Source organism: Capnocytophaga sp. oral taxon 878 (assembly GCF_002999135.1).
Lineage (GTDB): Bacteria > Bacteroidota > Bacteroidia > Flavobacteriales > Flavobacteriaceae > Capnocytophaga.
In genome coordinates, this window is the sequence record NZ_CP027229.1 from 2364991 (window position 1) to 2390866 (window position 25876).

Consider the following 25876-nt stretch of genomic DNA (forward strand, 5'->3'; position numbering starts at 1 on the left):
GGTGAGGGGTAGGAGTTGGGAGGAGATAGGAATTAGGGGGTAGGAGTTAGAAGGAGGTAGGGGGAGATAGGGGTTAGTGGATAGGAGTTAGAGGGAGGTAGGAGATGGGGAGTAGATGTTTTATTAATAATAAGGACGGCTGTTAAGCGGAAATGCTTAATGGCTGTCTTTTTTTAGGGGTTAGGAGAGAGGAAATAGGGGATAGAAGAGGGGGAATAGGCTGAGAAGATAGGAGTTAGAGGATAGGAGTTAGAGGGTAGGGGATAGGGAATAGTGGTTGAGAAAAATGCGTAGAAAAGGGGAAAAGGGTGAGAATAATGTAAGGATTTTAGGATTTGGTTGCGAATAATGTAAAGAGAAAGATTGGGGGTGAAGGGTCTGATTATCAGGATGGTAATGTCTTTCCTTCGTTTATAGTTCGTTTATAGTTCGTTATAGGTTCGTTTAAAGTAGGTAAAAGATAAGAGATAAGAGGTAAGAGGGTGGGGATGTAATGGGGTGATTATCAGGGGAAAGGAGTTAGGAGATAGGGAATAGGGTGGGGGAGGGGATTTTTGCATTATTCGCAATTTAGGGGGTAGGAGTTAGGGGATAGGGGGTAGGGTTAGGGGAGAGCAGTTAGGGGATAGGGGTTAGATGGGGTGGGAATTAGGGGAGAGGAGGGAGGAAATAGGGGTTAGATTTTGGGTGATAGATGGGGAAGAGTGAATAAAGAGGGTAGTGGTGTTTTGGTTTTTCGGCGTAAAATTTTGATAGATGGGTGTTGGATTATTGAATTTGTTTTGTACTTTTGTGGGCTGAACTATGTAGAATTGAATTTTCGGAGTTTTTGAACTCTTTTAATCTGAAATATAAGAATGAATAAGACTGTTTTTACTGCTTTGCAAGCGAAACTGAAAGTGGGGAATAGGAGGGGGGTGCATTTGAATGCTATCCCTGCTTCGTCGCGTTATAAACTGGATATAGCGCGTTTATCGGCTATTTTTAAGAGTTTGCCGGAGCGTTTTATTTTGGATCTTACTACTCTTAGGAATGTGAAATTTAGTTTCTCGATTCATGATAGGCAGCTTACGGGTAAGGAAACGGCTGAGGAATTGGCTAAGAATGAGGATGCATTGGAGAAACTTGTGGGGAGTATTGAGACTCTTATTTTTCAGAATGAGGTGATTGTATCGGAAAAGGGGGTGAATACATTGGGGTTTGGTTTTCCTATTTTGTTGCGTCGTGATATGAGTGATGGGCAGCTTACGGCTGCGCCTATCTTGATTTGGACGGTAAAGATGAAGCCTACTACGCAGATGAATACGTGGGAGATAAGCCGTAATGAGGATGACCCGATTTATATTAATGAGGTGCTGGTGAACCACTTACAGACGGATTCGGGGATTGTGCTTAAACCTATTCCTGATGAGATGCTGGAGGATGGTAAGATTGATAAGCCTGAACTTTTTGCTTTGTGTAATGATTTGTTGGGGCAACTGAAGGTGAATCAGGATTTGGATTTCTTGCTGAATAACTATGCTGAGATTTTGCCGTTAAAGAGTAAGGCTGAATATGAGAAACTACTGCCTAACAAAGGAGATGCTTTGATAGAGAAGTGTGGTATTCTTTCTCTTTTTGAGGTGCAGAAGCAGAATATTATTAATGATTACGATACGCTGATTAATAGTTTTGAGGCAAAAGAATTTGGTGACAATGATGGATTTAATAGTTTTACATCGGTAGCTACAGACCCTTCGCAACAGTGTATTTTGGAGCAGCTGAAAAGGCAAAGGAAGATCTTGATACAGGGTCCGCCGGGGACGGGGAAGAGCCAGACGCTTACGGCTATTCTTATAAATGCTTTGCAGAATAGGCAAAAGACGCTGGTGGTGTGTGAGAAGCAGACGGCTTTGGAGGTGTTATATAATGCTTTGCAACAGAAGGGCTTGGGCAAGTATTGTACTATGATTAAGGATGCGATAGCTGATAGGCGTTTTATTGTAGAGGCTGTGCGCAATACTATTGATGCTGTTGATTTTAGGAAAGAGGAGGAGGCTTATCCGGAGAAGGTACTTGCTACGCAGATAGAGGCTATGCAGGGGTATAAAGACCAAATTAATGCTATTCATCACAAGATGAATACGCCTTTGGTGGGGGGTAGTACGTGGATGGATGTAGTAGGGGCACTAATGGCATACGAGGGAGAGGCTGAGGAGGTGAATGTATCGGCTTTGAGTTTTAGTTTTGATGAGGAGGAATGGGGGCAGCTGTTGCCTTTGTGGGAGCAAGGGGAACGGTTATGGAATGCTTTTAAGCCGTATTATAAAGGGTTTTTGTTTCGACCAGAAAAATTGGTAGCAGATAACTTATATAATACGCAACAAACTGTGGCAGAAATATTTAAAAGATATAAACAACAGTGGGATGCGATAGAGAAAGCGGTAATGGCTTACCAACAGAGTTATGAGCAGGTGCGCAAGAATGAGTTTGCACAGCAGCTTAATAGCCTTGGTGCGATTATGAATGAGTATGAATTGCTTACGGCTACCCTTAGTCCGGTGGATGATGTGTTCCACGCTGAACGTACTAATAGTTTTTTTTATAGGCTTTCGGCACTTTTTTCGGGTAGTAAGAAGAAGGTTTTGCGTATTAGGAAGCGTTTGGAGGAGCTGAGTACAGAGATAAAGGCTATTAGCTTGCATCGGAATTTTGGATTGATAAATATTACGGCTGACTTATGGGCTAATAAAGCAGAAATAGCGCAATATAGCAGTGTTATAGCACAATCGCAAGCGGATTTCAATAGTAAAGTGTCGGCTGATTTTCAATCACTTGACTTGCTAAATTATATTCCGCCGCAATATACTACTGCTGAACTGACAGCTGTGGTGAGTGCTGTTAAGGCTTTTATTGGGCAGCAGCGTACTGATGGCTGGCTACAGGAACCTTTTGGTGGGCAGAGTTTTGCAGAGCTTTCGGCTTTTGCAACTGAGCTTTTTGCTACTTATGAGGGTTATTTGCAGGAGGGAGGTAAGGGCTTGGAGGCTGCTTATGGGTGGTATGCTTGGCAGTTGAAGTTAAATACTTTTCAGCAACAATGTGTATTGGCATTACAAGGAGTAACGCACTGGGAGGCTTCGTTCCTGACGGCTTACTACAAGCTTTTGCTGCGGCATAATGCTGATGATACGATGAATTTTAGTGTACATCATTATGCTGATTTCCAGAAACTTATTAAGACATTTGCTTCTACCCAACAGTTGTATATTGAGGGATATTGGAATGGAGAGCAGCGCAAAGCGGTAAAGGCTTTTGAAGAGAGAAATAAAGAGCTTACAGTAGCGAACTTGTACAATAAGCGCAAGAGTGAGAAGCATAACCGCTTGCCTTTGCGGCAGATAGCAATGACTGATACTGACCTTTTTACGACCTTTTTCCCGATAGTGCTTACTACTCCTGATGCTTGTTGTAATCTTTTTGAGGGTAAGAACTTTTATTTTGATAATGTTGTATTTGATGAGGCGAGTCAGTTAAAATTGGAGGATAATCTTCCTGCGATGTTGAAAGGTAAAACAATAGTAGTGGCAGGAGATGAGCACCAGATGCCGCCTTCTAATTATTTTAGTAAAGTATTTGAAGGAAATGTAGATGATGAGGATGAAGAACTTGCTGAAGATGAAGTGATAAGCTATAAAGATGCAATGCTGAATATAGAGTCATTATTGGATTATGCTCTTGAATATCAGTTTAGTAAGAACCATTTAGATTTTCATTACCGCTCACGACATCCTTACCTTATAGACTTTTCTAATCATGCATTTTATAATTCGCGCTTGCGCCCATTGCCTACTACCCAACAGTATACGCCTATAGAGTTCAGGCAAATAGATGGTGTATTTGAAGAACATATAAACAAAGAAGAAGCTGATGAGGTACTAAAGGTATTGGAAGGTATTGAGATGCGTGCTGATGGTAGTTACCCATCGGTAGGTATAGCTACTTTTAACATTACCCAACGCAATTACATACGCAAACAGTTATTGCTGAAACAGAATAGTGATATGGCATTTGGTGAGAAGCTGGCTGCGCTGGAAAGTGCGGGGCTTTTTATCAAGAATTTGGAGAATATACAGGGTGATGAGCGTGATATTATTATCCTTTCGGTTACTTATGGCAAGAAGAAAAGCGGCAAGTTCGTACAGAGTTTTGGTCCGCTGAATCATACTAAGGGTTATAAACTACTAAATGTGATTATTACGCGTGCTAAGGAGAAAATATATGTGTGTAATTCTATTCCTGTGGAGGTATTCGAGGCTTATAAGGAAGCGTTGGCAGCTGAGGGAGCTAATAACCGCAGGGCAGTGTTATATGCTTATTTGTCATACTGCCGTGCAGTAAGTAGAGGTAATGATGCTGCAAGATTGGAAATTTTAGCAGAATTAGACCGATATGGGCACAAACAGAATGAAGGTGGTACTTCGCATCATAACTTATTTAAAGAGCAGCTTTTTGCCCAGTTAAAAGCACAACACCCTGATAAGGATATTTTCCTTGATTATCATTTTGGTGGATATACTATTGATATACTACTAAAACCCAGTACAGGTACGCCTATTGCTATTGAATGCTTGAGCAAGCCTTTGTACAAGGGTGATTTGGCTTATTTGGAAGATTTGCATAAAGAGAAGATACTTAGGAGTGCTGGTTTTGATTATCAGCGTAAATTTGCTAATTGGCAGATTAGAGGGTAGGAACTAAGTTTCACTATACAACAAAGTTATTTTTCCTAAAACTGATTATAGCTAAATAAAAAAGGCTGCTAAGTACAAAACTTAGCAGCCTTTTTTATTGTATATTGTTATTCTTACAACTCCATTATAACCCTATTTAGGGCAGCAATAGTCTTATCCAAATCAGCATAAGTCAAAGCATCATTTAAGAAATAGCTTTCAAAAGCACTAGGAGGCAAGTAAACCCCCTCACGTAGCATTCCATGAAAATACTTCCTAAAGCGCACTACATCACTCTTAGCCGATGAAGCAAAGTCCGTAACAGGTGCTTCTGTAAAGAAGAGCGTAAACATCGAGCCAAAACTATTTATCTGGTAAGGAATACCCGCACGTTTTAACACCTTGTCAAACCCTTCATGCAAGTAAGCTGTCTTTTGTGCCAAACTATCAAATACCTCTGGCTGCTCATTCAGGGCAGTAAGCATAGCCAATCCCGCACTCATTGCCAAAGGATTACCACTAAGGGTACCTGCTTGGTACACAGGCCCTTCAGGAGCAAGATAGCTCATCACCTCTTTACTACCCGCAAAAGCCCCTACCGGTAGCCCACCACCTATTACCTTCCCAAAGGTAACAATATCAGCCTTAATGCCAAACACCTCTTGCGCACCTCCCTTAGCCAAACGGAAACCAGTCATTACCTCATCAAATATCAGCAAAGCCCCATTGGCAGTACACAGCTCTCGCAAGCCTTCCAAGAAGCCTTCCGCAGGAGGCACACAGCCCATATTACCGGCCACAGGTTCTATAATCACACCCGCTATTTGGTTAGGGTTAGCTTCAAACAGTCTCTTTACCGATGCCAAATCATTATAATTCGCCAAAAGCGTATCTTTAGCTGTACCCTGTGTCACTCCAGGGCTATTAGGACTTCCAAAAGTAGCTCCTCCACTCCCTGCTTCAATAAGAAAAGCATCCGAGTGTCCGTGGTAGCAACCCGAAAATTTAATTATCTTTTCCCTACCAGTATACCCTCTAGCCAATCGCACTGCACTCATACAAGCCTCAGTACCACTGTTCACAAAGCGTATCTTATCTATATTAGGTACCATCGATACTGCCAATTCAGCTATCTGCACCTCCACCTCAGTAGGAATACCAAATGAAGTTCCTTTCTGCGCACGCTCCGTTACAGCATCTATTACAGGAGCGTATGCGTGCCCTAAAATAAGCGGACCCCAAGAGGCTATATAGTCAATATATTTACGATTATCCTCATCAGTAAGATAAGCCCCTTTAGCTTCTTTTATGAAAATAGGATGCCCACCTACGGCATTAAAAGCACGTACGGGCGAATTCACTCCTCCTGGGAGTACTTGTTGCGCTGCAGCAAATAGCTCGCTACTTCTTTTGTAAATCATAGTAGTTCCTCCTCTTATCTGTTATTTTAGTTGAATGTCAAATTGGGTCAAATCCTTAAACTGTTGCAAGCGGCGGTAAAGTTCCTCTTTATTAAGATTTAACAAGCGCTCTGCACCAAATTTCTCTATGCAAAATGAAGCTATGTTTGATCCGTGAACAATAGCATTCTTAAGATTTTCAAATGAATAATCTGCCGTTTTAGCAAGATATCCTACCATACCCCCCGCAAAGGCATCTCCCGCTCCTGTAGGGTCAAACACCTCAGCAAGAGGCAATGCAGGCGCATAAAATACCTTATCCTTATGAAACAACAGCGCTCCGTGTTCTCCTTTCTTAATCACTACATACTTCACCCCCATCCCTATGATACGTTGGGCTGCCTTTACCAGTGAGTATTCACCCGTAAGCTGCCGCGCTTCTTCATCATTGATAGTCAGTACATCTACCTTAGCTATCATTTCCTGAAGCAGCTCCCACGTATGGTTCATCCAGTAATTCATAGTATCCATCACCACCAGCTTAGGCCTACTGCTCATTTGTTGTAGCACATCCATTTGCAAGTTAGGGTGAAGGTTGCCCAATAGTAACACCTCAGCATCGCGAAAATCCTCTGGCACTACAGGGTTAAAGTTAGTAATCACATTCAGTTGTGTATCAAGCGTATCCCGCTGGTTCATATCATTATGATATTTCCCACTCCAAAAAAGGGTTTTACCCCCCTCCACCACCTCAATACCCTCAGTGCGGATACCTCGTTGGCTCAATAAGTTTAGGTAAGATTTAGGATAATCACTCCCTACAATTGAAAGCACAGCTTGAGGTACCTCAAACTGCGAAGCAGCAAGGGCTATATAATTAGCCGAGCCGCCCATAATAACATCCGTCTTCCCAAAGGGGGTTTCTATTTGGTCGAAGGCAATGCTTCCCAATATTAATAACTTGCTCATCTTTTGTCTTTAGGGCTGAAGTTTCAGGTTTCAGGCTGCAAAAGTACAAAATAATTTCCAAATCACAAGCCTATCATTCGTCTTTACTCTTTCTCCCCTTCCCTGCCGCTCTCCTTACCCACCCCTCACCCATCTATCCTCCCCTCCCCATCTATCCCCTATCTCCTAACTCCTACCCCCTAAATTACGAATAATGCAAAAATCCCCATCCCCTCCCTATTCCCTATCTCCTAACTCCTTTCCACTAATAATCAACCCATTACATCCCCACCCTCTTACCTCTTATCTCTTATCTTTTACCTACTTTAAACGAACCTATAACGAAGGATAAACGAACTATAAACGAAGGATAAACATTACCACCCTGATAATCAGACCCTTCACCCCCAACCCCTCCCTTTGCATTATCCGCAACCAAATCCCCCAAACCCTACATTATTCTCACCCTTTTCCTATTTTCTCCTCATTTTTCTCAACCACTATTCCCTATCCCCTATCCTCTAACTCCTAACTTCTCCTGCCCCCTAACTCCCAAAAAAAGGACAGCCGTCAAGCATCTCCACTTAACAGCTGTCCTTATTATCAATAAAACATCTACCCTCTATCTCCTAACTCCTACCCCCTAACTCCTAACTCCTATCCCCTAACTCCTAACTCCTATCCCCTAATCTCTATGCACCTGCACTTGTGGGAAAGGAATCTCAATACCCGCAGCATCAAACCCCTTCTTAATAGCCTCCAAACTCCTAAAATAACACTCCCCACGATCACTATTAAGACACCAATAGCGCAATGAAATATTCACCGAACTATCCGCCAGCTCCTCCACATACACCACAGGAGCAGGCTCCGCCAGTGCCTTAGGCTCATTCCTTGCCACCTCCAGCAGTATATCACGTGCCTTCTCAATGCTCGAGTTGTATCCTATACCCACAAGCAAATGCACACGCCGCTTCTCCTCTCGGCTATAGTTAATAATACTATTACTGAAAAGTTGCGTATTCGGGATAATAGCCTCCTCATTATCAGGCTTGTTCAGCACAGTAGCAAATAAGCCAATGTTCTTCACCGTTCCCTTTTGCCCATTACCCTCAATAGTATCACCTACCTTAAAAGGCTTAAACACCAGTATCATTATACCACTCGCAAAGTTTGATAACGATCCCTGTAACGCCAAGCCCACCGCCACAAAGGCACTGGTAAGTATAGCAATAAACTGCGTCGCAGGCAAGCCTATTATTTGCACTATCATCAAGAACAGCGCAATGTAAAGCACCCAGCGCACCACTTGCAGTAAGAAGTTACGCATCGCAAGGTCTACCTCACGGCGCTCCATAATGCGCTTCAAGAATCTGATAATAAACCGAATAATATACTTCCCTGCAAAATACAGCGCTATAGCCCCCACAAGGGTAGGTATAAAATTCAGCAATCCTGTTACCCAATCGTTAAACAGCTTTTCAATGTTTGGTTTACTTATTTCGTTCATTATAATTTGTTTTTTTAAAGCCGCAAAAGTACAAATAATTAGCCAATTAAGCAGCGTATTTCCCTTTTTTCCATATTTCTATTGAGTTGATAATATTCTGCCAAAGTATATAACAACCTGGTCCCACTGTCGATAGAGGGTGCAGATACGTACTAGCTATCCATATAGCAAAAGCAGTGTTCTTCTGCCCCAAGCCTTGCCCTGCCTCTATCCGCGCACCAAAAAACCTCCCTATATAACGCCCCATAGCGTATTGCAACACACATAACACCAACCCCAAAAAAGCTATAATAAGCAAAAAACCTACCCCTGTACCCGCATGGAAAATATTCTTCAGCGTAGTACCAGTAACTATCATTAGTGAGCAACCCCAAAGGTAAAACGATAGGTCAGGTATATGTATCAACCATTGATGAAACCGATGCAGTTGTGGCAAACTCTTAGTAAGAAGTGCCAGCAGCATAGGCACTACCAGCACCAAGCATACTTTCTGCATTATCAGCACAAAAGCACCCCAAAAGGTCATTCCCGAAGCAGGCTCTATCAGCGGGAAACAGATAGGTATAAGCAGCGCACATAACAAGTTCGAAAGAAAAGTATAAGTAGTCATCTGCTCCAAATTACCCCCAAGTTTCAAAGTCACCACCGCAGCTGCCGCCGCCCCTGGGCTTATAATACAAGCCAGTACACTCTCCCAAAGTACCAACTCCTTTCCACCAATGCCCCACCCAAGTATAGCAGCCACTATCACCCCTACCAGTAAGCACTGTACCAGCATCGTCCAAAAGTGCCACCGCACAAGTGCCAGCTTCTTAAAATCAACCTTACAAAAGGTAACGTACAGAATGAGGAACATAAACAGCGGCAATATACTGTTAAAAAATCCAGCAAACCACACCGAAGCCTCTTCCAATGCCGGCACGTAATAAAACACCAAGTACGCCACCACTCCTATACCCATCGATACAGGAAGCGTCCAATTCTTTAATATATGAATAACCCTATTTCTCAATTTATCTATTAATTTGCGGCAAAGGTAAAGATAATTAACAAATTATTACTACTTTTGTAGCTCAAAAAACATATTATTATGGAATTGCAAGTAGGAAAGAGCTATCGCATAAAAAATGATATTTTCAGCTTTAAAGCGGGTGAAGTTTGGTCGTTAGTAGATGAGGGATACCAAGTGTACTTCGGCGAACACAATTTTGTATTCGTTAATGCCGAGAAAAATTGTCACTTTATGGTATTACGAGATACTTCCGACAAAGATATGGAAATATACTACCATTTGGATAGGTATTTTGAGGAAATATAAGAGTACCACAAATAAGTACCACATTCAGTTTATCGCTAATTAACAAATTTGCTAATTTGCTAATTATAACTATCTTTGCACCCTTTTTAAAAAGAAAAAATACAAAAAAATGAAGAAAAGATTTTTGATAGCAGCCCTATTTGCGCTGTTTTTAGGAGGTATTGCAGTAGCACAATCTCAAGAGCAACCCTCAACCCTTACCGAGCTACAAGCCGAAAAAGAAAGATTGGAAGCCAAACTTGCCAAAGTTCTCGAAGACAAAGAAAATGCAAAAAATTCTTTAGTAGGCAAATACAAAGATGTAATGTTTGCCTTCAATAAGCACATCAGCAAAAAGCAAAAAAAGTTTGCCAAGAAGCTCCTACGAGGTGCCAAACGCCAAGAAAAACAAATCAAAAAGAAATTGAAAAAACTCAACAAACGCATTGAGAAGATGGAGAAAACAATAAAGTAAACTACTGCTTACTCAGAATAACATTGCCATTGATTTGCTCCATATACAAAAAAATATTATTTTCGCCCTCAAGAAAAGATAAACATTTATTTATGAAAAATATACTTATAGGTATTTTTACCTTATTATTTGCTCATATAGGGCTGGCACAAAAGGGAATTTATCAGGACACCCATTTTTCTTTTGGAAGTAATTTCCTCAGTAATGAGATGGCAATGAGCCAAATCCATTTAGACTTAGGTATAGGCTATAGCTTCTCCGAGAAGTTCCGCTTGGGATTTATTTTGGAATATGGGCATACCTCTTTCCGTGATGAGCAGAATCAGAAAGCACGCTCTATGTCTTCAGGAATGGGGCTTAGTGGTAATTTCAGGTTCTACAGCAATGAGGCTATTTCCTTGCGTTCAGAAACTCATTTTGTGCTAAGTTCTCCTAATAGAGAGAGTCTTTCAAGCTGGTTTTTTATGCGCTTAGGCACAGAGGTACAAGTTTGCTTTTTATCTCTATCAAGAAGCAATATACAGCCCTATATTGCCTTAGGAAGCCAAGTAATGGGAGGTTTCTATGAGAAAAATAATATAGTAATAGAACGAACTCACCTAGTTCCCTACCTATCCTTAGGATTTACCAAGCAGTTTTAAAGCAATATATGCACACGCTTCAGCATCGGCTGATGTAATGTTTGCCTTTAATAAGCACATCAGCAAAAAGCAAAAAAAGTTTGCCAAGAAGCTCCTACGAGGTGCCAAACGCCAAGAAAAACAAATCAAAAAGAAATTGAAAAAACTCAACAAACGTATTGAGGAAATTAGCAAATAGTAAATGAAAAGAATAGTCACTCTATTATTGGTTCTTTTAGGACAAAATATGCTATTGGCACAAAAAGCAGTGTTAGTTAGGACTCAATACGAAAGCTATGCCATAGACAACCAAACTGATTCACTACTCCCCGACAGAAAGGAGAGCCGTGAATACTATACCCTTTTGCGCTTTAATCGTAGAAAGGATACTTTATTTGTCCATAAAAAAGATACCCCAAAGGATATAGCGCAAAAAGATGCCTTTTCCTACTTCCTCACTACGAAAAAAATAGCTTCCGATAAGCTACAACTACTTATAGGCGATAAAAATGACACCCATACACTTTTATTTTACGTTGAAAACCCTAATATCATACGTGTAAATAGAGATAGTTATGTACTCAGTGAAGAATACAGTCATTTCTTAAGAAAAAAAATATTCAAAAAGAGGGATATTGCGACTATTTTAGATTTTTTAGACGACCAATTCGGGGATTATTTTATAGATACGGAAGTATTTATGATAAGCACTAAGGACAAATACAAAAAGAACCTAAAAATGTATGGAGGCACTGTCCTCAACGAAGCAGATACCACTGTTTATAGTACTTTATATGCAGCACACGATGATAAAGGTCTTCGAATGTCAGGAAAAGTAAATACCAATGTTCCCGAATTACCTTTTTCACTTGACAAGAAAAGAAAATATATAGATGCTGATAAGCTCGTTTTCGAAATAAAGGGACAAACTCCCAAAAATAACACTACTTACACCCAAGAAATCTATTTCTCAGGCGAAAAGTTTATAGAAAAAGGTGAATATACCCAATACGGACTTAATATAACTACGTTCTATACGGAAATAATAGAGAAAATCAAGAGTAACTAATAAAAACCCTCCCCACTTATAGTATTCTTTACCAGTGGGGAGGGTTTTTTATGCTAAATATCTTACTCAGGTGCGGAATAGGTTACTATATCAATACCGATACCGTTAGGGTCTATAATGGCAAAATGGCGGTCACCCCAAGGCTCTTCGCGAAGCGCTATGGCGATGGGTACACCCTGCTCTTTTAACTTGTGGTAATAGTCGTCTACATTCTCTACTTCAATGGTGAGGTATACACCCTGTTGGGTAAAAGGTTTTTGGAAGAGAGGCTGTTGTGAAGGGTGATTAGGCAACAAAAAACTAATTTCCGCCTCCTGATTAGGGGTGTGCAATAGCAAATAAAAGTCGTTTTCAAAAGTAACGCCAAATTGCAATACTTGGGTGTAGAAAGCCTTGCTCTCGGCTAATTTCTCGGTGATAATACCTGCGTTTAATTTCATTCTGATAATGTATTTGTTATTCGGGGGCAAAAGTACCGCAAGCGCAGGGAATACGATTGTAAAAAACGGACAAAGTTTTATTTATTACTATCTTTCCAATCTTTGATATAGTCATCCATTATTTTTTTTGCATCATCCATACTTATTCTATCTGTATCAATAACATAATAAAAAGCACCATATTCAGGATAAAGATCTCCCCTTGCGTGAAGATTTCCTTCATATCCCATTTTATGTAGTACTTCTATCAACTCTTTGTCTCTATGATCAATATAGAGATCAAAAATGTGTTCTTCTGAGAAATATCCTTTTTCAACTAAGCTCTTATAGGCTTTTTTACATTCTTCTATTGTTATTGGTTTTTGATCCATTTATTATATATCTTAATTTTAAAAGATTAAAAATACTTAGTTCTTCTTTAATTCGTTAAAAGTTTGTGCAGTTGAGCGTTGAACGAGGGCTGTTCGGTTGCCAAAATACTGAAAAATTCATCGTCGAAAGCCTCGACCTTAGCGACGGCTTGCGCAATGAGTTCGGCACCTTTATCGGTGATAGCAACTACTTTGGCGCGGGTGTCGGTCTTGTGTTCTTCCCTTGTAATGAGGTTTTTGCTCTGCAAAGTGCGCACCACTTGTGAGGTAGTCATTGGGTCTATCTTAGTGAAATTTGCCAAAGATACCTGTGTGATTTCCTTTCCTTGTTGGGCGAACCACTGGGCACTCGCCAAGAGTACAAACTGGGGATGTGTGAGGTCGAAAGGTTGCAACACTTTTTTGATTCCGCGTTGCCATAACATACTTACTTGCCAAAGTAAAAGCCCTGAGCTTTCTTCGGCTCTTAAACTAAAAATTGAGTGCTGAGAGGTCATTGTGTAACATTTTAGAGGCTATAAGTTTAAAATCGTTCTCGGATATTTCCAAAATACCAAATCGAAAAGGATATCCCCACGCTTTTTTGTTGGGGATAAACTCCAATAGCTCGATAAGGTCGGCTATGGGCGTTTCTTCGCAGTCTACAAAAGTAATATTTCTCCTAAACGGACGGAAATTTTCACTCATCTGAAAGGCATAGACTTCCTCGTCTTTCACTCTGCCAATAGCCGTGAAGGCTTGGCATTTGTCTTCCTTTCCAAAATAGCGTTTGGAAGAGTAATAGAGAATACCGTCTCCCTCCTGCATACGCTTCAAAGGCTGTGCCTTTCCGTGGCAAGCTTGGGCAAATCCTCCCGCAACGCCCATTTGTACGTGGTCTTTGCTCGCCACGATAATCCAATATTTGATAGGTCTCTTTTTCATTTATAAATGGAATAAAAACCGTGTGACACACTGCTACACGGCGATTTTTATCAATTGCAAAATTAGCTTAATTCTTTGATTTGCGCAACCAATCGAGCGGCGTGATCTTTGGCTCTTTGTTGTAAGGTTGTAAGTGCTTCTTTGGGCATTACCTCTGGAATGTACTTCATTCCATAAGAGATTACAGGCTCTTGGAAAAGCAGTTTGCAGTGATTGGCAGTTTGGCGGTGAATGTTGAGAAAATCGGTAAACGGATAGTTCTGTGCGCCACCGTGTTGGTAAGCCTCTTCAGGTGCTCCGGTGGTGAAAGAAAGGATAAGTTTCTTGCCCATCAGCTTGTTGTCGCCATAAGCAAAGCCGTGTGAAAACACGTTGTCTAACCATTTTTTCAGCAAGGCAGGAAGCGAATACCAATTCACAGGGAATTGCCATACAATTACATCTGCTCTTACAAGTTTAGCTTGTTCGGCAGTTACATCAATTTGATAGTTAGGGTAGAGAGCTTGCAAGTTACTTACTTCAGCCTCAGGGAGCAAGCGTTTTACTTCTTCTAAAATAGCCTTGTTGGCGTTAGACGTCTCCATAGTAGGATGCCCGTTGATAATTAAAACATTCATATATAATTTAAATTTACTTCTTTATTCGGGCGCAAAGGTAATATGTTTTTATATAATAAGCAAACTTACTATATGTTATTTTATAAATATTTTTTTTGAGGTGTAGGTATTACTATGAGTTAGGGATATAAAAACTCCCCGCTGGTAGATTTCTCTATAAGCGGGGAGGGTTTTGTATTTTATTTTCAATATCTTATTCAGGTGCGGAATAGGTTACGATATCAATACCGATGCCGTTAGGGTCTATAATAGCAAAATGGCGGTCGCCCCAAGGCTCTTCGCGTAAGTCTATGGCAATGGGTACGCCCTGCTCTTTTAGGCTGTGGTAATACTCATCTACATTCTCTACTTCAATGGTGAGGTATACACCCTGTTGGGTAAAAGGTTTTTGGAAGAGAGGCTGTTGCGAAGAGTGGTTAGGCAACAAAAAACTAATTTCTGCCTCGTGATTGGGGGTGTGCAACAGCAAATAAAAGTCGTTTTCAAAAGTAACGCCAAATTGCAATACTTGGGTGTAGAAAGCCTTGCTCTCAGCTAATTTCTCAGTAATAATACCTGCGTTTAATTTCATTCTGATAATGTATTTGTTATTCGGGGCAAAAGTACCACAAGCGCAGGGAATACGATTGTAAAAAACGGACATTCTTCAGCCTAACACCTTACTCGGCGTATCGCCATAGAATGTTTTAAACGATTTGATAAAATGGGCTTGGTCGTAATAAGTGTCTAAAAAAGAATGGTTGTGATAGGCTTTTGCACTTAGTATATGTTGGAAGCGCACAATATTGCTAAAAGTCTTAGGACTATCACCTATGTAGTAGTCGAAAAGACGGAGCAACTGTCGGGTACTGATGCCAGTATCTAACTGACTGATGTGCATCGTGCCTTTGCTCTGTAATATCTGCAAAAGTGCCGAGAAAAATCGGTTGTCCATTTGCAAAGGGCGTTGTGATAGGTGGCGGAGAAAATAGTTGTCCAAATGTTGTGCTATGGTAGCTAACGAAAGAGGAACTTCCAATTGTTCGGCTATAAAAGTAGCCAGTGCAGGCACAACGTCGCGCAAAGGGATTTCTTGTGCACTGATTTCAAAAGCATCCTGACCAAAAAGCAGCGGAAAAGCACTGGGCAGAAAGCGCACCCCTACATAGTGGAAAGCCCCCGTTATAGGAAACTCTATGTATGTATTGCAATAGCCCATAAGGGAACTCATCTGCGGGGCGTTGCAGTCAAAAAATAGGTCTATACAACCATCGGCAACTACTCGGTAAAAGAAAGGCGTGTTACGCAGAGGTGATTTCAGTTCCCAATAGCAATAGATAAATGAGCGCAAAGCCTCACACGGAAGAAACTCGGTATAAGTAACCTCTTTTTCTTCCGCAGGTATAACCGATTGCATAGGGTGATAATAAGCTCTAACCGATAACACTTTATTTACTATTCATTAAGTACCGAAACACTAATAATTAACATATTATCCTATCAAAAGTCTCTCACCTCATCAAACCACTCTTGCACTTTCTCTTCTTCAATCTCAAAAGGCGCTACTTCTGCCAATTGGCATACCGCCTCGTAGGTGTCTTCTCGCTCAGTGGTTTCTATATTAGGCAATCCGTTGATAACGGTTATAAGCACTTCTAATAAGCTCTTTACTTCTTTCTCATCTTTAGCCTTTTTTATTGCTTTGAGGGCAGTTTTATAGGCTTTCATCGCCTCTCTACCGTTCTTACCTTCCCACGAAGCAAAAGGAATGTTAAACTCAGTAGCAAACCAACTTTTTGGATGAAGGTTTGAGACTGAAGCATATTCACTCAACCCTCGCGTTTTCTCCAATTCTTTCAGTTCTTTTCTCAGTACCTTACCTCTTACCTCTTCCACATTCCAGAAAATACAATAGCTGAGGTCTGCCCACGTATTCAAAGCAGGTAATCCAGTCATATCAGGGCAATAGCGCACCTCAATACCGCTAAGGTCTAATTTACCCAAAGCCTCCATATTACACATACTTCCATTCAATCTCACAGTCTTCAGTTTCTTGAACTGCAACAAGCTCCCGCAGTCAAAAGGTTGTCCCCCTACCGGCGTGCTTATATTGATAGTAGTAATATCTTTTAGCGCTTCAAATTCAGGCAAAGATACAGGAGTATTATTCTTCTTTTCAGTCCTGATGCTAAATGAGATACTCTTCAAAGGAACTGCCACCTCAAGCGTTACCTTATCAGGATTCCCTTGCAAACTAAAACCTCTCAACCACTTGTTACCTATCTTAATATGAAGAGGATAATCATTATTATCTACCGATAAATATTCAATCTTTGCCTTTGATGCATCCACCCTTGCAGGAGCCATTAGTGTCCAATCAAAGCACTCCATTTCGCGGCGTTCTGTCCATTCTATAAATAGGGTGTCATTCCCCATATAATCCATCACTCTGGGCCAGTTACCTCCTGCAGGCACCTTAAAATCATTGAAAACGTCCCATAGTATAGGCGTATCAGCATCCACATAAGCATCTGCTTTCTCCCCCGATGCTTTAGGGGCAATAGTAAATCTACCCTGTCCTGGGGTAATATTCACCTTATGGCTATCTTTCCCTGTGAGGGATAGCGTAAATTTTCCGTAAGTTTTTGGCATTATTTTCTTTATTTTAAAAATATCTCATCTAATGTAAAAGTATGTATCCCATTAGGGGCAGTAGCAGCTTCTTTACGCATTCTCTCGGCAAGAATAGCGGTAGGCATAGGTTTATAGCGCCGCAGAATGCCCAATTTGTTTAAAAAACTAATAACTTTTACAGTAATATTCTCTCCTCCTCTATTGCTCTTAGGGCGAATAAGGATAGAGGGCTGAAAAATAAGCAAGCACTCAAACCCAAGCCCCTTAACAGCCTCCTCCAACGCTCCTTTCATACGGTTATAAAACAGTTTAGACTCTGCCTTAGCTCCCGCTGCCGATACCAGCACAAAGCGCCCTACCCCATTCTTATAACACTGCTGCGCAAAAGCGTACTGATAGTCGTAATCCACCCGCCATTGTGCCTCCTTGCTACCAGCCACCGCCAAGGTAGTCCCCAAACAGCAGAAGGCTACCTCACCACAAACCAACTCTGCCCATTGTTCAATCCTATCAAAATCAACCAAATGAGTCCTTAGTTTAGGGTGTCTAAAGCCATTGTCCTTACGCACAAAGCTATGTATTTCCCTATAAGCATCATCTTCTAAAAGTTGTAACAATAAATCTTTCCCAGTGGCACCTGTAGCACCAATAATCAGAGCCTTCATTTTCAGAAAAAAGTTAATATATAATAACCAAAGCCAATTAACAGCCTATACAGGCGGCAAATATACAAAAAAACTCATTACAAGTCCTATTCCCCCTCCACTTATTTCCCCCACCCTTTTACCTCTTATCTCCTAACCCCACCCCTTCTATCTCCCATCTCCTAACCTCACCCCATCTATCCCCCATCTCCTCCCTTCTATCCCCTAATTCCCACCCCATCTAACTCCTATCTCCTTCCTCCTCTCCCCTAAATTACGAATAATGCAAAAACCACCTCCCCTCTCCCTATCCCCTATCTCCTAACTCCTTTCCATTAATAATCAGCTTATTACACTCCCACCCTCTTCCCTCTTATCTCTTATCTATTACCTACTTTAAACGAACCTATAACGAAGGATAAACGAACTATAAACGAAGGATAAACATTACTTCCTTGATTTCCAGCCCCTCCCCACCCCTCCCCACCCTTTGCATAATCCGCAACCAAATCCCCCAATTCTTACATTATTCTCAACTCCTATCCCCTATCTCCTCCCTGCCTATCCCCTTCTCTTCTCTCTTACCTATCCAAACTTTGTCAATTAGAAATTATTTTATAATTTTGCCAATTTAGAAGAATAATCCTTACAACTATGACCCCAGAAATCACACAAAAATTCTCAGATAAGTTCCTCCCCCAAGAAAAGGAAATCATAGCCCTTATTGAAATACGTACTAATGGAGCAAGTTATTATAACGGAGCTTGGGTACCTTCTAACGACCCTTTAGCTTACATAGATGTAGAAACAGGAGAACTTTTTTATAAAAACACTCGCATAGAATGGCTCGTTGAAAAAGATTGGAAACATTTCTTTCAGGCACAAAAGGCATTCCGCCTAAAAGTACGCCCTATAAAACCCGAAAACGCTTCTAAAGTTTTCCAACACACATTTATGTTGGTCGAAATAGTAGAGGAGAATGTAACAGAACCTCGTTTTGAGGCTATTTTAGAAGAATATAATACCGAAGTAACCTATGAAGACGATGATTTTTCACTCGAGCTCAACAAAATATACGGCAGTTTCGAAGGAGAAATGTATTACCAAGAGGAAGAAGACGGGCTTTCACTAAATGTTCATACCGATGATATCGAAAAACTAAAAGAACTCCTAAACCTTTTTAGGCAAACAGCCCTTGCCAACTTCAAAGCGTGGATAGAACATCTCAAAACCTTTGCAGCCGAAAAACTTACTGATTTAGCCAACGAATGGCAAAAAGAAGAAGATGCCAATGCCCCCGATATTACACCACAACACTTTGCCCAGCGTATCAGTATAACAGAGTTAGTTCTCTTTGCCGACCAGCGTTTCTGTATCTATTTTGACGACGACGATATATTCTGGGGGCACGCCATTACCGTATATGGCAACCTCAACGGCGAGCTCAAAGAAGCTACTATCGAGGGGTAGAATGATAAACAAAGAAATAAACCCTATGAACTCACAGTTTCTCATATACCAAAACCAAGAAGGAGAACTATACAGAAACTCAGTTGTTGCACATTTTGCAACAACTGCCACCGATGGTAAAAACTATCAGGTAGAATATTACAATCTGGATGTGATCATCTCAGTAGGTTATCGAGTAAAGTCACAACAAGCCCATACAGAAATCCTCTCAAGAGTATGAAAAATACCAAACTAAGCAACGCCAAATAGAACGTGAAAACAGCTTTAAAGAATTAGAGGACGACCTCAAACAATTAACAAATTAATCCTTCCTTCCTTAATCTAAAAAAACAGTGATATCAAAAAACACCATCGATAAAGTATATGACCAAATGCGCGTTGAGGAAGTCATCGGCGATTTCGTTCAACTCAAGCGCTCCGGTGCCAATTACAAAGGCTTAAGTCCCTTCTCCAATGAGCGGACACCCAGCTTTATGGTCTCTCCCGTAAAGCAAATATGGAAAGACTTCAGTAGTGGCAAAGGCGGGAATGCCATCGCATTCCTTATGGAACACGAGCACTTCACCTACCCCGAAGCCATCCGCTATTTGGCTAAAAAATACCATATCGATATTGAAGAAACCGAGCAATCCAATGAGGAAAAAGCACAAGCCGATGAGCGCGAAAGCCTCTATGTAGTCTCAGAGTACGCCCAACAGTACTTCCAAGATAACCTCACCAGTACCGAAGCTGGCAAAGCCATAGCACTTACTTACTTCAAAGAACGTGGCTTTACCGATGAAACCATTCAAAAATTCCGATTAGGCTTTTCATTAGATGAGTGGACAGCCTTTACCGATACCGCCCTCGCCAAAGGATACCAGCTGGAGTATATGGTCAAAACAGGTCTCACAGGCGTAAATGCCGAAGGCAAACACTTCGACCGCTTCAAAGGACGCGTAATGTTCCCCATACACTCTATGAGCGGACGCGTATTGGGCTTCGGAGGGCGCATCCTTACCAACGATAAAAAGCAAGCCAAATACCTCAACTCCCCCGAAAGTGATATCTATCACAAAAGCAAAGTCCTCTACGGCATCTTCTTTGCCAAGCAAGCCATCGCCAAAGCCGATAACTGCTATCTGGTTGAAGGCTATACCGATGTGATCCAAATGCACCAAAAAGGCATCGAAAATGTAGTAGCTTCTAGCGGTACAGCCCTCACACAGGATCAAATACGCCTCATTCACCGCCTTACCCCCAACATCACTGTACTCTACGATGGCGATGCCGCAGGCTTGCGCGCCTCCATTCGCGGGGTCGACCTCATCTTGGAACAGGGTATGAATGTGAAGGTATGCACCTTCCCCGATGGCGATGACCCCGATAGCTTCGCTCGCAAAACCGCCTATGAAGATTTGCTTGCCTACTTACAACAAAACGCTACCGATTTCATCCGCTTTAAAGCCTCCCTCTTAATGCAAGAGGCTCAAAACGACCCTATCAAAAAAGCACAAACCATACGCGATATGGTAGAGAGCATCTCCAAAATACCCGACCCTATCAAGCGAGAGGTATATGTACAGGAGTGTGCCTCAATTATGCAAATATCCGAACAAGTGCTTTTTACTACACTGTCACAAATACTCAAAAAAGACCTTTATGAAGGACAAAAAGTAGAGCGCAAGCAGCCTACTATGCAGGTAATAAAAACCCCAGAAGAAAACAAAAAACGCACCGTAAATAGGCTGGAGGTATTGGAACACGACCTGATAAAAAACCTCCTTCTATACGGCAGCCGCGAGTGTGTTTTTCTTGATACTATTCTTGTCGAAGAAGAAGACGGTAGCCTCAAAGAACAACAAATACAGCAAAACCTTAAAGTGTATGAAAAAATATTCCTTGAGCTACAAGAAGATGAAATAGAGTTCGCCAACCCCAATTTCAAACAAATATACCAGCTGCTAATGGATAAATTAGCACAAAACCCTCATTATGATGTGAACCGCATCGCCAATGAACTTCCAGTAGACCTTAGTGAGCAAGTATCCAACCTGCTTATGGAAGATGAAAACCGACAGCTAAACAAGTGGGAACACCGCGATATCATAGCCAAGGACAAAGATGCTCATATCAATGATGCTATTTCCGATATCATACTCAATATACGTGCTTTATTGGTGCGCCACCTTATAAACACTACCAGTGAGCAGCTTCCACAAGCCACCGATGAACAGAGGCGTGAGCTGCTGGAAACCATAATGAATTATATCCAATTACAGAAAATATTGGCTAAACGCCTTAATGTAGTGGTTAATTATTAATAACTAAATCAATTGATGAAAAAAATAGTACTTATTACAGGGGCTACATCGGGTATAGGCAAAGAAACAGCCTTGCTCCTTGTACAAAAAGGTTTTTTAGTATATGGCACAGCCCGAAATACCGACCATCATAACCTACCCTTCCGCCTTCTACCTATGGATGTGCGCAATGAGGCTTCAGTACAAGCTGCCGTACAGCAAATCATTGCTGAGGTTGGCCGTATTGATATCCTTATCAATAATGCAGGTGTAGGTATTACTGGCGCTCTTGAAGAACTTCCTACCGAGCAGCTGCATAACGTTTTTGCTACCAATCTTTATGGGGCTATTAGCGTGATACAGCAAGTGTTACCTACTATGAGGGCACAGCACAGCGGGCTGATTATTAACATTGCCTCTATTGCTGGTTATATGGGCTTGCCTTTTCGGGGTGCTTATTCTGCTAGCAAAGGCGCCTTGCTGCTTATAACCGAAGCCTTGCGTATGGAAGTAAAGCCTTTTGGTATTGAGGTTACTACCATTTCACCAGGTGATTACGCTACCGATATAGCTTCACGCCGTTATCACGCCCCCGTGATAGAGAATTCTGCTTATGCACAGGTATATCAGGAGCAACTCAACCTGATGAATGAGCATGTTAATAGCGGCGGTAATCCTGCCGAGATGGCTGCCAAAATACTTAAGGTTATTAATACCCCTCACCCCAAAGTACATTACAAGCAAGGTAGTTTCTTACAGAAAATATCAATAGCACTTAAGCGCCTTTTGCCCAGCAAGCGCTATGAAAAAATGCTTATGAAACACTACCATTTAAACCATTAATTTCTGCCCCATAAACCAACAAAAGAGCCAATGTGCAGTATAGGCACATTGGCTCTTTTTGTATTATTCAGTTTATTCAAGGTTAAGATTTTAATTGCAAATTACAAATTTGCTAATTTGCAAATTTTTACATTTGCTAATTAAATAACAGTTCGCGGTATTTGGTGAGTGTCCAAAGCTCATCATCTACCATAAGTTCAAGCTTATCGCAATGGTAGCGTATTACCTCAAAGAAAGGTTTTACCTCATTGCAATAGGCATTAGCTTTGGCTTCAAAGTCGGGAAGGTGGTTAGCGTGCTTGCGCGCCTCTACCATTGCCTCCACCTGGCTGTGAATAACCTTGATATGCTCGGAAATATGGCGTATGAGCTCCATTTGCTCGGCTGCTACTTCTTGATAGCTATCGCCAAATATTTCTTTTAAGCCTTTCACGTTTTCAATAAGCGTGTTTTGGTAGCGCACTGCTGTTGGTACCACGTGGTTCAGTGCGATATCGCCCAGCACACGCGATTCTATCTGTACCGTTTTTACATATTCTTCTAAGGCAATTTCATAACGCGCCAAAAGCTCTACTTTGCTCAGTACGCCTGTACTTTCAAACAAAGCCACAGCCTTCTCACTGATGTTTTCTTTCAGTGCCTCAGGAGTAGTTTTATGATTACTCAAACCGCGACGGGCAGCTTCCTCTTCCCATTCTTTGCTATAACCATCGCCTTCAAAGCGTATTTTCTTACTTTCCTTGATGTAGCGGCGCAATACTTTAAAAATCGCATCTTCTTTCTTCTTCCCTTCTTCTATAAGGGCATCAACTGCTTTTTTAAACTCGGTGAGCTGTTGGGCTACGATAGTGCAGAGCACCATTGTAGGCTTGCCACAGTTGGCTTTAGAACCCACTGCGCGGAACTCGAACTTGTTACCCGTAAAGGCAAAAGACGAAGTCCGGTTGCGGTCGGTAGTATCGAGGAAGAGGTCGGGTATTTTACCTACTACATTCAGTTTGAGTTCTGTTTTTTCTTCGGGAGATAGGTTATCGGAGGATACTTCTAAGGCATCTAACAATTGGGTAAGCTGTTCGCCTATAAATACCGATACTATGGCAGGAGGGGCTTCGTTAGCACCTAATCGGTAATCATTAGTCGCTGATGCTACCGAGGCTCTTAACAAAGGCTCGTATTCACATACTGCCTTGATAGTACAGATGAAGAAAGTGAGGAATTGCAGGTTCTTGATAGGTGTTTTGCTGGGTGCCAAGAGGTTTACGCCTGTATCAGTAACTAATGACCAGTTATTATGCTTACCAGAGCCATTCACTCCTGCAAAGGGTTTTTCGTGGAATAGGATGACAAAATCGTGGCGCTCGGCTACCTTGCGCATCACATCCATTAGCAGTGAGTTTTGATCGACAGCAAGGTTGGCTTCTTCAAAGATAGGCGCCAACTCAAACTGATTAGGCGCGACTTCATTATGGCGCGTTTTGACGGGGATCCCGAGCAATAGGCACTCTTGTTCCAAATCGCGCATAAAAGCCAACACACGGGTAGGAATTGCCCCTAAATAATGGTCATCTAACTGTTGCCCCTTAGCCGCTTGATGCCCTAAGAGGGTTCTGCCGGTAATCATCAAATCGGGGCGGGTATTGGCAAGGGCTTTATCGATGAGGAAGTACTCTTGTTCACAGCCTAAGGTAGTGGTTACTTTGGTCACATTCTTGTCGAAATAATGGGCTACCTCGGTAGCTGCTTGATCGATAGCGCTAAGGGCTTTAAGCAAGGGCGTTTTGTTATCCAACGCTTCGCCGGTATAGGCGATGAAGATAGTAGGGATACAAAGCACAGTGCCATATACAAAAGGCGGTGAAGAAGGATCCCAAGCTGTGTAGCCACGTGCCTCAAAAGTATTGCGGATACCGCCATTGGGGAAGCTGGAAGCATCGGATTCTTGTTGAACCAGCTGTCCGCCGCCGAAGCGTTCGATAGCGCGGTCGCGGGTAACGGGCTCAAAGAAAGCGTCGTGTTTTTCGGCAGTACCCCCTGTAAGAGGTTGGAACCAGTGGGTGTAATGGGTAGCGCCTTTGGAGATTGCCCAATCGCGCATAGCGGTCGCCACTTGGTCGGCTACGCGGCGGTCGATTTTAGTGCCATTGTGAATGGCGTTCATTACAGCGGCAAAGGCATCGCGGGTCATCAGTTGGCGCATAGCCTCTTCGTTGAATACATTTTGGGCAAACAGTTCGGAGCGTTTGCCATTTTCGGGTACCGCCACCGGTTTGCGGTTTTGTGCGGTAGTGAGAGCGGTGAATCGTAACATTTTTTTGGTGTTAGGTTTTTAGTGGTTAGGGATTAGGGAGGTTGTTTTTATTGTCTGAACTTCTTTATTTCGGCTTCGGTACAATCAAAAAAGCAAGACATTTCTTTATCTTTTTCATCATAACAACTTTCTTGTATTACATAGGTTATAGTTTCTGTGGTGAGGTCTTTTACCGCAAATACCCAAGCCGCTCTATCTTCTAATTTGTTATAAGCAAGTATCTTGAATTTTTTCAAGTGAAGTATATCAGTAGCATATTTCTCTACTTGCGTAGGTAATGCTCCTATATATTTAAATTTAGTTTCCACCTTCATTTTTGTTTTATGTTTATGTACTACACCTTCCTTTATACCGGTTACTAACAAATAGTTTTTAGCCTTTTCTTGATCTTCTTTTTCATTTCTTGAAGTGCTTTTTACCAAGAAGATTTTCTTATTTGAGACTTTGTATATGTAATAATCGGCGGTATCGTTATGCAACTTTTCGTTTTTGTGTTTACAATCACCAGTTTGTTCAAAAGTTAGGGCATTGAGGCGCACATACGAGGGGGCAATAAGCTCAAATGTTCCTGTTATAGAGGGGAAACAGTCGTTGCCACAAGGGGCAAAGTAATACGACCTATATTGATTTTTGTCGTTCTTTTCAAATACCGTTGCATAACCAAAGCTTTCACGTCCTTCTCGAGTAAGCACAAGCAGGTTTTGATATTCCTCTTTGAAGTTACCCAACAGAGAAGCGGTTATCCATTCACCTTTTAAGGGATTTTGTGCATACATTGAAGACGCACATAGTAACAAAGTTATTAAAATATGTTTCATAGCTATTTTTTTTTAGGGTTTAGGTACAAGCCGTACGGGCAATTTTATCTATAATTACTAATGTAATGAAATCTATATCTTTCATAAATTCTATATTCTTTATTATCCTTACCTCTCTGGCTTATTCTTCCTCCCATACTATCCGCAGCAGAGGTCGGTATCTTGTTTGTCTTATCCTTTCTTTTCTTAAATAAACGCCCAAAAGAGGATTTTATCTTCCCACTAAATTGGCGTGTTATTTGTTAAAATATCCTGAATAATAAGCAAATAGAAATAAAGCTGCAATAGCACCTATGGTAAAACCAATCCCTTGATAGATGCGCACGGCTTTTCTACCTAACGAGGCAATGTAAAAGGTAAATCCTGATTTTCTTATAATAAAAACTGCCCAATCCTTATCTAAGATAATACCTATTACAAAGATAATAAGTACAATCGCTGCAATAAGGAAAATAGTAGCTGGATTTTCAAAAAAATTTGGTGTTAGATTTTCCATAACCTAATATGTTTCTATC

25 protein-coding genes and 1 pseudogene are annotated in these 25876 nt (G+C 41.4%); 10 read left to right on the forward strand and 16 right to left on the reverse strand.

From position 1 onward, the window contains the following. Positions 1–857 precede the first annotated feature (857 nt). On the forward strand, positions 858–4733 hold the full coding sequence (locus tag C4H12_RS10740) for an ATP-binding protein (RefSeq protein ID WP_106098921.1): 3876 nt from the start codon (positions 858–860) through the stop codon (positions 4731–4733). A gap of 113 nt (positions 4734–4846) precedes the next feature. Here the strand turns inward: C4H12_RS10740 and hemL are convergent, their stop codons facing one another. The 4 genes from hemL to C4H12_RS10760 form a co-directional block, all read right to left on the reverse strand. Next, on the reverse strand, positions 4847–6133 hold the full coding sequence (gene hemL, locus C4H12_RS10745) for a glutamate-1-semialdehyde 2,1-aminomutase (RefSeq protein ID WP_106098922.1): 1287 nt from the start codon (positions 6131–6133) through the stop codon (positions 4847–4849). A 21-nt stretch (positions 6134–6154) separates the two neighbouring features. Continuing rightward, positions 6155–7081 carry a PfkB family carbohydrate kinase gene (locus C4H12_RS10750; RefSeq protein ID WP_106098923.1) on the reverse strand — a complete coding sequence of 309 codons (927 nt, stop codon included), beginning with the start codon at positions 7079–7081 and terminating at the stop codon, positions 6155–6157. Between the two features lie 664 nt (positions 7082–7745). Continuing rightward, positions 7746–8570, reverse strand: a complete 825-nt coding sequence (locus C4H12_RS10755) for a mechanosensitive ion channel family protein (RefSeq protein ID WP_106098924.1) — start codon at positions 8568–8570, stop codon at positions 7746–7748. Positions 8571–8616: 46 nt separating this feature from the next. Next, the gene (locus C4H12_RS10760) at positions 8617–9531 is read right to left on the reverse strand and encodes a transporter (protein ID WP_106098925.1); all 915 of its coding nucleotides are present in this window, start codon (positions 9529–9531) and stop codon (positions 8617–8619) included. 129 nt (positions 9532–9660) lie between these two features. Between C4H12_RS10760 and C4H12_RS10765 the strand changes: the two genes are divergently transcribed. From C4H12_RS10765 to C4H12_RS10780, 5 genes are all read left to right on the forward strand, one after another. Next, positions 9661–9888: a phosphohydrolase gene (locus C4H12_RS10765; RefSeq protein WP_106098926.1), complete on the forward strand. Its 228-nt coding sequence runs from the start codon at positions 9661–9663 to the stop codon at positions 9886–9888. A 109-nt stretch (positions 9889–9997) separates the two neighbouring features. Beyond that, on the forward strand, positions 9998–10342 hold the full coding sequence (locus tag C4H12_RS10770) for a hypothetical protein (protein ID WP_106098927.1): 345 nt from the start codon (positions 9998–10000) through the stop codon (positions 10340–10342). A 92-nt stretch (positions 10343–10434) separates the two neighbouring features. After that, positions 10435–10983 (forward strand): hypothetical protein, encoded by a 549-nt coding sequence (locus C4H12_RS10775; protein WP_106098928.1) that lies wholly within the window; start codon positions 10435–10437, stop codon positions 10981–10983. 37 nt (positions 10984–11020) lie between these two features. Next, complete coding sequence (locus C4H12_RS13730) at positions 11021–11161, forward strand: hypothetical protein (protein WP_164997602.1); 141 nt, start codon at positions 11021–11023, stop codon at positions 11159–11161. 3 nt (positions 11162–11164) lie between these two features. After that, positions 11165–12031 (forward strand): hypothetical protein, encoded by an 867-nt coding sequence (locus C4H12_RS10780; RefSeq protein ID WP_106098929.1) that lies wholly within the window; start codon positions 11165–11167, stop codon positions 12029–12031. 62 nt (positions 12032–12093) lie between these two features. Here the strand turns inward: C4H12_RS10780 and C4H12_RS10785 are convergent, their stop codons facing one another. From C4H12_RS10785 to C4H12_RS10825, 9 genes are all read right to left on the reverse strand, one after another. Next, a complete protein-coding gene (locus tag C4H12_RS10785; RefSeq protein ID WP_106098930.1) occupies positions 12094–12471 on the reverse strand; it encodes a VOC family protein in 378 nt (125 codons plus the stop codon). Between the two features lie 77 nt (positions 12472–12548). Continuing rightward, positions 12549–12842 carry a hypothetical protein gene (locus tag C4H12_RS10790; RefSeq protein ID WP_106098931.1) on the reverse strand — a complete coding sequence of 98 codons (294 nt, stop codon included), beginning with the start codon at positions 12840–12842 and terminating at the stop codon, positions 12549–12551. A 47-nt stretch (positions 12843–12889) separates the two neighbouring features. After that, positions 12890–13339, reverse strand: a complete 450-nt coding sequence (locus tag C4H12_RS10795) for a MarR family winged helix-turn-helix transcriptional regulator (RefSeq protein WP_106098932.1) — start codon at positions 13337–13339, stop codon at positions 12890–12892. Then, positions 13314–13766: an EVE domain-containing protein gene (locus C4H12_RS10800; protein WP_106098933.1), complete on the reverse strand. Its 453-nt coding sequence runs from the start codon at positions 13764–13766 to the stop codon at positions 13314–13316. The genes C4H12_RS10795 and C4H12_RS10800 overlap by 26 nt, the downstream gene beginning before the upstream one ends. A 62-nt stretch (positions 13767–13828) precedes the next feature. Next, on the reverse strand, positions 13829–14383 hold the full coding sequence (locus tag C4H12_RS10805) for an NAD(P)H-dependent oxidoreductase (RefSeq protein WP_106098934.1): 555 nt from the start codon (positions 14381–14383) through the stop codon (positions 13829–13831). Between the two features lie 193 nt (positions 14384–14576). Further along, a complete protein-coding gene (locus tag C4H12_RS10810) occupies positions 14577–14954 on the reverse strand; it encodes a VOC family protein (protein WP_106098935.1) in 378 nt (125 codons plus the stop codon). A gap of 75 nt (positions 14955–15029) precedes the next feature. Continuing rightward, the gene (locus tag C4H12_RS10815) at positions 15030–15779 is read right to left on the reverse strand and encodes a helix-turn-helix domain-containing protein (RefSeq protein ID WP_174688432.1); all 750 of its coding nucleotides are present in this window, start codon (positions 15777–15779) and stop codon (positions 15030–15032) included. A gap of 83 nt (positions 15780–15862) precedes the next feature. Then, a complete protein-coding gene (locus tag C4H12_RS10820; protein WP_106098937.1) occupies positions 15863–17014 on the reverse strand; it encodes a hypothetical protein in 1152 nt (383 codons plus the stop codon). A gap of 8 nt (positions 17015–17022) precedes the next feature. Next, positions 17023–17661: an NAD(P)H-binding protein gene (locus C4H12_RS10825; RefSeq protein ID WP_106098938.1), complete on the reverse strand. Its 639-nt coding sequence runs from the start codon at positions 17659–17661 to the stop codon at positions 17023–17025. A 633-nt stretch (positions 17662–18294) separates the two neighbouring features. On the opposite strand from C4H12_RS10825, the gene C4H12_RS10830 reads away from it, so the two are divergent. The 4 genes and pseudogenes from C4H12_RS10830 (at position 18295) to C4H12_RS10850 (ending at position 22235) form a co-directional block, all read left to right on the forward strand. Beyond that, positions 18295–19110, forward strand: coding sequence for a DUF2262 domain-containing protein (locus C4H12_RS10830; RefSeq protein WP_106098939.1), 816 nt, complete (start codon positions 18295–18297; stop codon positions 19108–19110). Between the two features lies 1 nt (position 19111). Next, positions 19112–19300: pseudogene (gene rhuM / locus C4H12_RS10835) on the forward strand (RhuM family protein); the annotation flags it as partial. Between the two features lie 142 nt (positions 19301–19442). Further along, entirely contained in the window at positions 19443–21413 is a 1971-nt protein-coding gene (gene dnaG / locus C4H12_RS10845) for a DNA primase (protein WP_106098941.1), read from the forward strand. 15 nt (positions 21414–21428) lie between these two features. Then, entirely contained in the window at positions 21429–22235 is an 807-nt protein-coding gene (locus tag C4H12_RS10850) for an SDR family oxidoreductase (RefSeq protein ID WP_106098942.1), read from the forward strand. A 136-nt stretch (positions 22236–22371) separates the two neighbouring features. Here the strand turns inward: C4H12_RS10850 and C4H12_RS10855 are convergent, their stop codons facing one another. From C4H12_RS10855 to C4H12_RS10865, 3 genes are all read right to left on the reverse strand, one after another. Further along, positions 22372–24543: a glutamine synthetase III gene (locus C4H12_RS10855; RefSeq protein WP_106098943.1), complete on the reverse strand. Its 2172-nt coding sequence runs from the start codon at positions 24541–24543 to the stop codon at positions 22372–22374. Positions 24544–24590: 47 nt separating this feature from the next. Then, positions 24591–25361 (reverse strand): hypothetical protein, encoded by a 771-nt coding sequence (locus C4H12_RS10860; protein ID WP_174688425.1) that lies wholly within the window; start codon positions 25359–25361, stop codon positions 24591–24593. A 235-nt stretch (positions 25362–25596) separates the two neighbouring features. Further along, positions 25597–25857, reverse strand: coding sequence for an immunity 17 family protein (locus C4H12_RS10865; protein ID WP_106098945.1), 261 nt, complete (start codon positions 25855–25857; stop codon positions 25597–25599). Between the last annotated feature and the right edge of the window lie 19 nt (positions 25858–25876).